The organism is Natronomonas salinimetallica, assembly GCF_013839515.1.
In the GTDB taxonomy this organism is placed as follows: domain Archaea; phylum Halobacteriota; class Halobacteria; order Halobacteriales; family Haloarculaceae; genus Natronomonas.
Genome location: NZ_JACDNQ010000007.1, coordinates 71,852 through 80,977, shown reverse-complemented (window position 1 = coordinate 80,977; position 9,126 = coordinate 71,852). Strand labels below are relative to the sequence as shown.

The following is a 9,126-nucleotide window of genomic DNA, read 5'->3' as shown; positions in this document are numbered from 1 at the left end:
CGTTCGCCGCGAGCGCGACGGCCGTCGCGCGGCCGATCCCCGAGGCGGCACCGGTGACGACGGCGACCGTGTCGGGGGTGAAGTGCGGATCGTCGAGAATCAACAGATCATCGTTCGTTAGCTCCGGCGCGGTCAACTCGAACTCGTCGGCGGGCGCACTCATATTCACCCATACAGAAACGAGGAGTAACAGTGTTTGGTATTCGCTCGGGGGGTGTCCGATCCCGTAGGCCCACATTCGATCCCGTAGGCCCACATTCGATCCCGTAGGCCCACATTCGATCCCAGAGCACCCGGCCTGCTCCGCCCGTCGGCTATCGGCCGTTCCGTATCAGTCGTCCGCGGATGCCAGCGCGGGCCCGAGATCGTCCAGGGCCCACGTGACGACCCTCGCCTCGACGAGGTCGCGTTCCTCGACGTGGGGATCGTCGGCCTCGTAGCGTTCGAGGGCGTCCTTCGCCTTCTGTCGAAGCTCCCGCTCGAGGGGATGTTGGTCCGGTTCCGCCCTGTTGGCGTTCAAAAGCGCCTCGAAATCATCCCGGAGAACGAACGACGCCCGGCCGGCGTTACACCGCGGGAGTGGACTCATTCCCGTCTCGAGGACGAGATCCCGGACGGTCTCCCAGTCGCCCTGACAGAAATACAGCGATACCTCCCCCTCGATGTCCCGCCAGGCGATCGGTTCGGCGTGTTTCAACTGCTGGATCGTCCGCGGTGGAATATCGATCCGGTGGGCCGTCTCCGGGTCGCCACAGAGACAACAGGGTTTCTCCGTCCGTCCGGTGTACATATCCCTTTTATGTGTGCCGTATGCTTGGGTGTGTTGTCTCCGGCGATCCGAACGGGGGCTCACGGCGGCCTGGACGGGGGCTCACAGCGATCCGAACGGGGGCTCACGGCGGCCTGGACGGGGTGGATATTTATTCGACGATGCCGTACGGAACGGTATGTCAAACACCCAAGAGCAGGTCGATTCACCCTGTCCGGTCGTCGAGTCGATGGAGCAGATCGGATCGAAGTGGCGGTTGCTCGTCCTCCACGACCTCCAGGGGGGCGAAAAGCGGTTCAACGAACTCAAGCGCTCGACGGACGCGAACTCCCGGACGCTCTCTCGGGTCCTCGACGATCTCCGGGAGACGGGGTTCGTCGAGCGCCGCCTCGAGGAGGACGCTCCGGTCGCGACGTACTACTCGCTTACCGAAAAGGGACGGTCGCTGTGTCCGGTCTTCGACGAAATCGAGAGCTGGGCCGATCGTTGGCTCGAAGGGATTTAGCTGAAAGTGGGCGAGAGGCCCCCCCACTCTCGAGGAGCGACCAACGGGAGCGAGTGGGGTGGGGACGAATCGCCTGAACGGACGCCCGCCCGTTCACCCGTGCGTTTCCGGATACGCGGACGCCAGAAGCTCGGGCTCCTCGGACAGCCGCTCGCGAACCGGATCTATCACCTCGGCGATCGCCGATGCCGCCGCCGGCTTGAGATCGGCGGGGTGGAGCTCGCCCGAGACGAAATCGGATTCGAGCGCATCGTAGCCCTCGTAGGTGAGGTCGCCGCCGTACTCCTCGGGCCGTTCGACGACGAACGGCCGGCCACGCTCGTCGAAGACCGGGAACACGAGAAAGCGGAGATACTCCAAAACGCCGTTGCCCTCGGCCTCGCCCGCGGGACAGTACGCGCCGGTTATCTTCTCGGCGACGGTCTCGTCGCTGTCGGTGAGGTTGATCTTCGAGCCGGCCTCGGAGGCGGACATCTTCCCGCCGGACAGCCCCGACAGGAGCGGCGCGAACACGCAGGTGGGCTTGTGATATCCCTGCTTCGGGAGCTGTTCGCGTGCGAGCATGTAGATCCCGCGCTGGTCGATCCCGCCGTAGGCGACGTCGGCATCGAGGGCGGCGACGTCGAGCGCCTGCATGAGCGTGTAAACGAGCCCGCCGAGTTTGGGGTTTTCCGACTGTCTGACGACCTCGCTTCCGGCCCGCTGGGCGCGCGAGAGCGTCGTCTCCGCGAGCAGCCGATAGAGGTCCATCGTGTAGGGCTCCTCGAGTTGGAACTCCGTCCCCCGGACGAAGGAAACGCCCGCCGGGTCCGCTCCCGACGCCTCGATCATCGCCTCGATCGCGGTTCGGTAGTACTGCGAGCGGGCGTCCAACAGCTCGAAGGGACTCTTGGCGTCGTCGAGGTGGGCATGGAGGTCCGCGATGAGGACCGTCACGTCGAGGCCCGCCTCGACGAAGTCTGCGAGCTTCCGCATCGTGGTGAAGTGTCCGATGTGCATCTCACCGGTCGGGGCGTAGCCGATGTACGCCGTCGGCTCGTCCGACGCCTCGAACAGCGCCTCGATCTCGGCTTCCTCGATTACCTCCTCGGTGAATCGCGCGACCAGTTCGGTCCGCTCGGCCGTGTCCATGGGCGTGGTTCCGTGAGACGGCCGATAAAACGTTCGGGTGGGCCGGGCCGTGTCCGGTGGTGTCACGGAGCGGGAGCCGAAAGTACGGGATCCGACACGGTAACCCGAACGTCACCTAGTTGCGGTGATGTTGCCAAAGTGATATAATGGTTCCAATCCGTATCTGCTTGTGTAATGTTACTGCACGTAGCTCGGGACCGAACCGCGCCGAAATCGACCGCCACAACGGAGGATCGGTGATGTTCGAGAGTACGGGTGCCGGAGTCGCGTTCCTGTTTGCCAGGGTGCTTTTCGGCGGCGTGTTGGCGTTCACCGGGATCAATCACTTCACCAGTACGGCCGAGATGACCGGGTACGCGGAGTTCAAGGGACTCCCGTTCCCGAAACTCTCGGTTCTCGCCAGCGGCGGGCTCTTGATTTTTGCCGGGCTCGCTCTCGTCACCGGCGTCGTCCCCACGGTCGGGGCCGGCGCACTCGCGCTGTTCTTGTTCGTCTCGGCGGTCACCATGCACGACTTCTGGAACGCGGACGGCGAGGACGCACAGGACGAGATGACCTCGTTCCTCAAGAACGTCTACGGTGTCGGCGGCGCGTTGGCGTTCCTCGCCGTCGCGGAGGTGGCGTGGCCATACGCGCTCAACGTCGGGCTCTAGCGCCGCCGTTCGGCGGCACCGACCGCGTCCGCCCGTCTCGCCCGGTGATGAACGAACGGGTGCTTATAAGTGAATCGGCCGCCGACCCTCACGTATGACGCATACGTGTCGAAACTGCAAGCGGACGTTCACCAGCGAACTCCGATACGAACTGCATCGCGATACTTGCTCGTCGGACACCCTCGTCTGTGAGCGCTGTGGGGAGCGGTTCTCCGAACGGGCGTCGACACGCGACGGGTGGCACTACGCCTGCCCGAGCGACGGCTGTGAGGGAGCAGGGATCGGCGAGGACCTCCACTCCGTACGCGATTTCAGCGTCACCCCCCGCCCCGAATAACGCGTTTTTATCTGTCCCGCCGCGTCGTCGTCCCACCCGTCGCTGGATCGGACAACCGAAATATCCCGACGACGAAACGCCCGTATGCTCGACCATCCACGGCTTCGTTCGACCGATGCGGACGAACCGGCGCTGGCCGTCACGCTCGACCCCTCCGGGGGGCCGAACTTCGCCGAACCGTCCCGCGAGACGTTCGTGCTCTCGACGCGGGCGGCCGCGCTGGTCGTCGACGACCTCGGCTACGACGAGCGCGAGGAGGTCGCGTCGGTAACGGCCCGGACCCTGCTTCTCGCCGGTGGTGCGTACGTCCCCGACGAAAAGACCGACCCCGTCGAGACCGTTCAGCGACTCCACCCCCTCGATGGGGGAAAACACCCCACCGACGCGGAGATCGATCGCATCGCAACGTACCTCAAAAACGCCGAGATCGAACAGCGCGCCCGCTGGCTCGCCGAGGCGCTCGTCGAGGACACCCGACTCGGCGAGGTGATGTCGACGGACGAGATTCGAACCCAGCGCGAACGGATGAACGGCCTCCGGGGAATCGCCAAGGATCTATAAACGATACGGTCGGCGGCGTCGATGCAGGGGGAGCACGGCCGGACCACCGAAATCGAAGGCCCGACCGACGGCCGGAAGCCGCTCGGGAGGCGGAACCCGCTCGGGAGGCGGAACCCGGTACTTTTTCCACGAGGGATGACCTGTTTCGGGCGATGGCCGACGACTCGGAGGATCGGGTCTACTACGTGATTAGCGACCTCCACATCGGCGGCGACGAGCAACTCGAGGAGGTCGATTTCCTGCCGGAACTGCTCGGCTTCCTCGATCGGCTCGCGGGAACGGAGGAGAACGCCGAGTTGATCATCAACGGCGACGCCTTCGGGCTCTGGGAGTTCACGACCGTCACGGGCATCGAGAAGTTCGAAATCCTCGAAGAGACGTATCCGGAGCTGTTCGAGGCGTTCGAGGCGACCGGCGAGAACGTCCGGATCACGCTGTTGCCGGGCAATCACGACCACGAGCTCGCCGCCTACGACGAGTACGTCGAGCGCCTCGCGGCGTACAATATCGACCTCGTTCCCGTCGAGTCGATCTCACGCCGGGTCGGCGAGCAGGTGATCCATTTCGAACACGGCCACCAACGGGACCCGAACAACCGCATCGAGGACTGGGGAAACCCCCACTCGACGCCGCTCGGGTACTATTACAACACGCTCGTTACGAGCCGGGCGGGCAAACTGTCCACCAGGGGCCGATACAACTGGCTGAAGGACGTCCAGGCGGTGACGCCGACGGAGCGGATGCCGGTGTGGCTCCTCTCGAAGTACTTCTATCGGGAGATGAATCCACTGTTGCGGTACTCGCTGGTGCCGTTTCTGTTGTTGTTCAACGTCAGCGCCCTGCTGGCGATCGGGGCGGGGCTGGACGTCCTCGGACTCTGGTCGCTGCCGGTCGAGCGGACGGTGACGTTCTTGGATCGCTTCGGCCGGGCCGGGACGGCGGCGTGGTTCTTGCTCGTGTTCAACGTGGCCGTCGCGGGGCTTTTGATACTCGTCGGGATCCCGCTGTATTTCATCCGCCGGGACGTCCGGAAGACGATCGACCGCTTCGGGGTGTTCGAGACCGATCTCACCGTCGACCCCGAGGTATCCTACCGGGAGGTCGCCCGCGAAATCTTCGCCGAGGAGCCGGAGACGACGGTCTTCTGTTATGGCCACACCCACCGGGCGACGATGCGGTCGGTCGACGGCGGGGTTCTCCTCAACACGGGGACGTGGCTCAAGCGGCTTCACCGTCGCGACGGCATCATCGGCGTTCTGCCGCCGGTCTTTTATCCCTCCTATCAGCTGCCCGCCGTTCGTATCGCCCCGGTATCCGACGGCGTCGCCGTGGAGTACGAGCTGATCTCGAAGCCGAGCCCCTCGACGGAGGAGCTCACGCGCACGGAACGGTTTTTCACCGTCGGCCGGGAACCCGAACCCCAACTGCCCGATCGGTGTGTCGTGAGCCCGGACGGCGAGAAGACGACGGTGCGGGAGGGGAGCCACCGGTAGACGCCGCCGCTATAGCGAACCCGGAGCACACGCTGGACCGCCGCGGTTTCACGGATTGATACTGACGGACAAAAGAACGTACACACGACGCACGAGGATCACGCCGTTCGACGGAGCGAACGGCGGATCACTCGTGAGTCGGTTTCAGTTGATTTCGTCCACCAGTATGAGGGCTCCCGTCTGATTTTTATATCATAAAGCCGTACCGAAAGTCGGGGATGTGGGTCTCAAACTACCGACACGGTGGGGGTATCGAATGACCACAACGGACGAGACGATAGAGGCACTCGTCGTCGACGACGAGCCGACGTTCGCGGAGACGGTCGCGACCATGCTCGAGCGCGAGGACGACCGCTTTGAGGTCTGGACGGCCGAAAGCGCCGAGGCGGGGCTGGACGTTCTGTCCACGGAGCGGATCGACTGCGTCCTCTCCGACTACGGGATGCCCGGGACCGATGGTCTGGAGTTCCTCGAGAGCATCCGCGAGGAACACGGCGAGCTCCCGTTCGTGCTCGTGACCGGCGAGGGCGACGAGGCGGTCGCGAGCGAAGCCATCTCCGCCGGCGTGACGGACTACGTTCGGAAGCGGCGAGGGACGGAGCAGTACTCGCTGCTCGCGAACCGGCTCGCGGACGCCGTCGAGAAGCGTCGGGCCCGACGCTCGTTGCGACGGCAAAAGCGGGAACTCGAGGAGCTACACGAGCGATTCCAGTCGTTCGTCAAGCACTCGCCGGACGTGATCACGATCATCGACGCCGACGGGACGATCCGATACACCAGCCCGACGGTCGAGCAGATCCTCGGATACGACCAGGACGAACTCGTCGGGCATCGGGCGTACGAACACACCCACCCCGACGACCGTCAGGCCGTCCGAGCGGCGTTTCGGGCCCTCTCGGAGTCGGACGATGAGACCACGGAGTGTTTCGAGTGTCGGTACCGCCACGCCGACGGCTCGTGGGTCTGGATCGAGTCGGTCGCCAGCAACCGAACCGGAACCGACGGCGACGGCTTTTTATTAAACAGCCGCGACGTCTCGGACCGGAAGGCCCACGAGCGCGAGCTCGAAGCCAAGACCGAACGGCTCAACGAGTTCGCCGGCATCGTCAGCCACGACCTCCAGACGCCGATCACGGTCGCCGACGCCAGACTCGACCTCGCGATAGACGAGTGCAACACCGAGCACCTCCCGGCGATCCGCGACGCCCTCGATCGGATGGAAGAGATCATCGACGCGACGCTGTCGCTCGCCCGCGACGGGCGGGTCGTCGACGAGACCGAGCCGGTCGAGTTGGCCGCCACGGCCCGGCGGTGGTGGGACTCGATGGAGCGTGACGGCTCGACGCCCGGCGGTGTCGGGGGCGACACGGAGGGGGCCACCCTCGAAATCGAGGCCGATCGGCTCACGATCGAGGCCGACCGCGAGCGCCTCCGCCGGGCCATCGAGAACCTCTTTGCGAACGCGATCGATCACGGCGGCGAGGCCGTCACGGTCGCCGTCGGTAAGATCGACGACGAGGGCTTTTTCGTCGCCGACGACGGCCCCGGCATCCACGGGGATGCCGACGCAGAGATCATCTTCAAGACGGGCTTTTCGATGTCGTCCGACGGGACCGGCTTCGGGCTGGCGATCGTCGAGGAGATCGTCGACGCCCACGGCTGGACGATCGAGGCGACCGAGAGCGCCGACGGCGGCGCACGCTTCGAGGTCACGGGCGTCGAGTTCGCCCACTGACGCAGCCACTGCGAGGGGAGTTCCTCGAAGCGCGTCGCCGCGGACGGTCCGGCTCCCTCATCGCGGGCCGGACGGCACCGGCTCTGCGGACCGCGAAACGAAGTGGGCCGCCGGGATTTCGATTTCGACGCGAGTACCCGAGTGGTCGGCTTCGATATCGATCGAACCGCCGAGCCGGTCGACACCCCACTTGATGAGCCACAGACCGAGTCCCTGTCCGTGTTTCGTCGGGGTTTCGGTCTCCGTCCGGAGCACTTCGATCTCGATGTCGGGGATCCCCGGCCCGGTATCGGTGACGACGAGCGTGTCGTCCACCTCGCGGAAGCTGATTTCGATCTCGGGATCGTCCCCGTGTTGGACCGCGTTTTCGAGCAGCTCTACGAGAACCATCTGGAGGATGGCCGGATTGATACGGAGCGAATACGCCTCCGGGACCGACACGGTGAATCGCCCGGAGCCGATCGCCACGTCGGTATCGGAATCCACCTCCGCGACCGAATCGCGGACGATCTCCGAAAGCGGCGTCGGATCGGCGGCGTCGCGATCGAGTTCGAGCATCCGTTCGATCCGCTGGGCCTTATCGCCCATCGATATCAGTCGGTCGTGGTGTTCCGTGATCTGTTCTACGAACTCGGCGGCGTCGTCCGGATCGTCGGCGAGCAACCTCGTGTAGCCGCGCGCGCCGGTGAGTTCGTTGCGGAGGTTGTGCCGCAGTACGCGGTTCAACACCTGTATTCGCTCCTGCCGGCGCTTTTGTTCGGTGATATCGTAGAACGCGACCGCGGCACCGAGCGGGCGGCCGTCCCGGTCGGTCATTGTGGTGGTATCGGCCTCGAGAACGCGACCGGTCTCCGGGATCCGGATCGTACGCCGCTGTTCGGCGGAGAGACCGATCTCCGCGAGCGACGGGTGGATATCGCGGTAGTCGGTCCCGATGACCGTTCGATCGTGTGTGTCGAACATCGTCTTTGCGACCTCGTTCATATCCGCGATCCGATCGCGTTCGTCGAGCACCACGATTCCCAGATCGACTGACTCCATGGCGGTGTCGCGACCGATCTCGGTCGCCGCCGGCAGTTGATCGAAGAGATCGTACCGTTCGACGGCCATCACGAGACCGACGATCCCGAGCACGTGCAACGAGATGTACACGGCGTACAGCCGGAGGAACTCCCCGTAGAATCCGAAGTTGTTCGCGGCGTTGTTGAACAACAACAGCAACGGAGCGGCGACGGCGAGTACCTCCGCGGACCCGAACACGTCGTGGCGCTGAGAGGATTTATACAGCTGTGCGACCCCGGCCCCGGCGACGCCGACCTGGCTTCCGACGACGACGAGGCCGGTAAGAAACAGGAAGCCGTCGACGAGGCCGAGTTGTACCCCGAGGACACTCAAAATGCTCGGCGCGGTGAACAGGACCACGAAGAGCGTCACCACCGCGACGGCACCGGTGTACAGCCGGCGGTGTCGCGGGCGGAGTTGGGTCGTGTAATCGAGGACGAAGGCGGTCCAGACGAACGGCGCGACCGTGATCGAGAGGATGCTCAGAAACGTCCCGAAGGCGAGCACCAGTTCGAACCACTGGGGGAACTGAGCGGTCGAAAACTGCGCCTGCGTTAGGACCCCGAACGCCGCGCTCAGGTACAGATCCATCGCGTTCGTGAGACCGTTGCCGATGCCCCACAGTATCGCGAACCCGCCGAGCGTTTTGACACCACGCCCCGAACGTGTCCGGAGCGTACGAACGCCGAAAGCGACGTACCCGACCGAGACGGCGAGCGTCGCAAGGACGAGAAGCGAGACCACGGATGTCGGGACAGACATACCAATCCTATGCTGCTGTCGAAAGCTGTGTCAGGGACGCGTATATATTTACCCCTCCGGGCGACGGGCAACGACGGCCGTCCAGTCGGCGGGATATTCCACCGAGGCCGCGGCCGAC

Annotated in this window: 9 protein-coding genes and 1 pseudogene; 6 read left to right on the top strand and 4 right to left on the bottom strand. The window is 64.8% G+C overall.

All coding sequences use genetic code 11. The annotated features are described in order from the left end of the window. A pseudogene (locus tag HZR14_RS14380) lies at positions 1-163 on the bottom strand (D-beta-hydroxybutyrate dehydrogenase); the annotation flags it as partial. A gap of 168 nt (positions 164-331) precedes the next feature. Then, positions 332-790: a DUF7960 family protein gene (locus HZR14_RS07495; protein WP_181692247.1), complete on the bottom strand. Its 459-nt coding sequence runs from the start codon at positions 788-790 to the stop codon at positions 332-334. A 157-nt stretch (positions 791-947) separates the two neighbouring features. Between HZR14_RS07495 and HZR14_RS07490 the strand changes: the two genes are divergently transcribed. Then, on the top strand, positions 948-1,274 hold the full coding sequence (locus HZR14_RS07490; RefSeq protein WP_181692246.1) for a winged helix-turn-helix transcriptional regulator: 327 nt from the start codon (positions 948-950) through the stop codon (positions 1,272-1,274). A gap of 93 nt (positions 1,275-1,367) precedes the next feature. Here the strand turns inward: HZR14_RS07490 and HZR14_RS07485 are convergent, their stop codons facing one another. Next, positions 1,368-2,405, bottom strand: a complete 1,038-nt coding sequence (locus HZR14_RS07485) for a tyrosine--tRNA ligase (RefSeq protein WP_181692245.1) — start codon at positions 2,403-2,405, stop codon at positions 1,368-1,370. 239 nt (positions 2,406-2,644) lie between these two features. On the opposite strand from HZR14_RS07485, the gene HZR14_RS07480 reads away from it, so the two are divergent. From HZR14_RS07480 to HZR14_RS07460, 5 genes are all read left to right on the top strand, one after another. Further along, positions 2,645-3,058 carry a DoxX family protein gene (locus HZR14_RS07480; RefSeq protein WP_181692244.1) on the top strand — a complete coding sequence of 138 codons (414 nt, stop codon included), beginning with the start codon at positions 2,645-2,647 and terminating at the stop codon, positions 3,056-3,058. Positions 3,059-3,152: 94 nt separating this feature from the next. Further along, the gene (locus HZR14_RS07475; RefSeq protein WP_181692243.1) at positions 3,153-3,395 is read left to right on the top strand and encodes a transcriptional regulator; all 243 of its coding nucleotides are present in this window, start codon (positions 3,153-3,155) and stop codon (positions 3,393-3,395) included. An 84-nt stretch (positions 3,396-3,479) separates the two neighbouring features. Continuing rightward, complete coding sequence (locus HZR14_RS07470) at positions 3,480-3,956, top strand: hypothetical protein (protein ID WP_181692242.1); 477 nt, start codon at positions 3,480-3,482, stop codon at positions 3,954-3,956. A gap of 152 nt (positions 3,957-4,108) precedes the next feature. Beyond that, the gene (locus HZR14_RS07465; protein WP_181692241.1) at positions 4,109-5,449 is read left to right on the top strand and encodes a metallophosphoesterase; all 1,341 of its coding nucleotides are present in this window, start codon (positions 4,109-4,111) and stop codon (positions 5,447-5,449) included. 256 nt (positions 5,450-5,705) lie between these two features. Beyond that, positions 5,706-7,184 carry an ATP-binding response regulator gene (locus HZR14_RS07460; protein ID WP_181692240.1) on the top strand — a complete coding sequence of 493 codons (1,479 nt, stop codon included), beginning with the start codon at positions 5,706-5,708 and terminating at the stop codon, positions 7,182-7,184. 57 nt (positions 7,185-7,241) lie between these two features. Here HZR14_RS07460 and HZR14_RS07455 read toward each other — a convergent pair whose 3' ends face one another. Next, positions 7,242-9,008, bottom strand: coding sequence for a sensor histidine kinase (locus tag HZR14_RS07455; protein ID WP_181692239.1), 1,767 nt, complete (start codon positions 9,006-9,008; stop codon positions 7,242-7,244). Positions 9,009-9,126 lie beyond the last annotated feature (118 nt).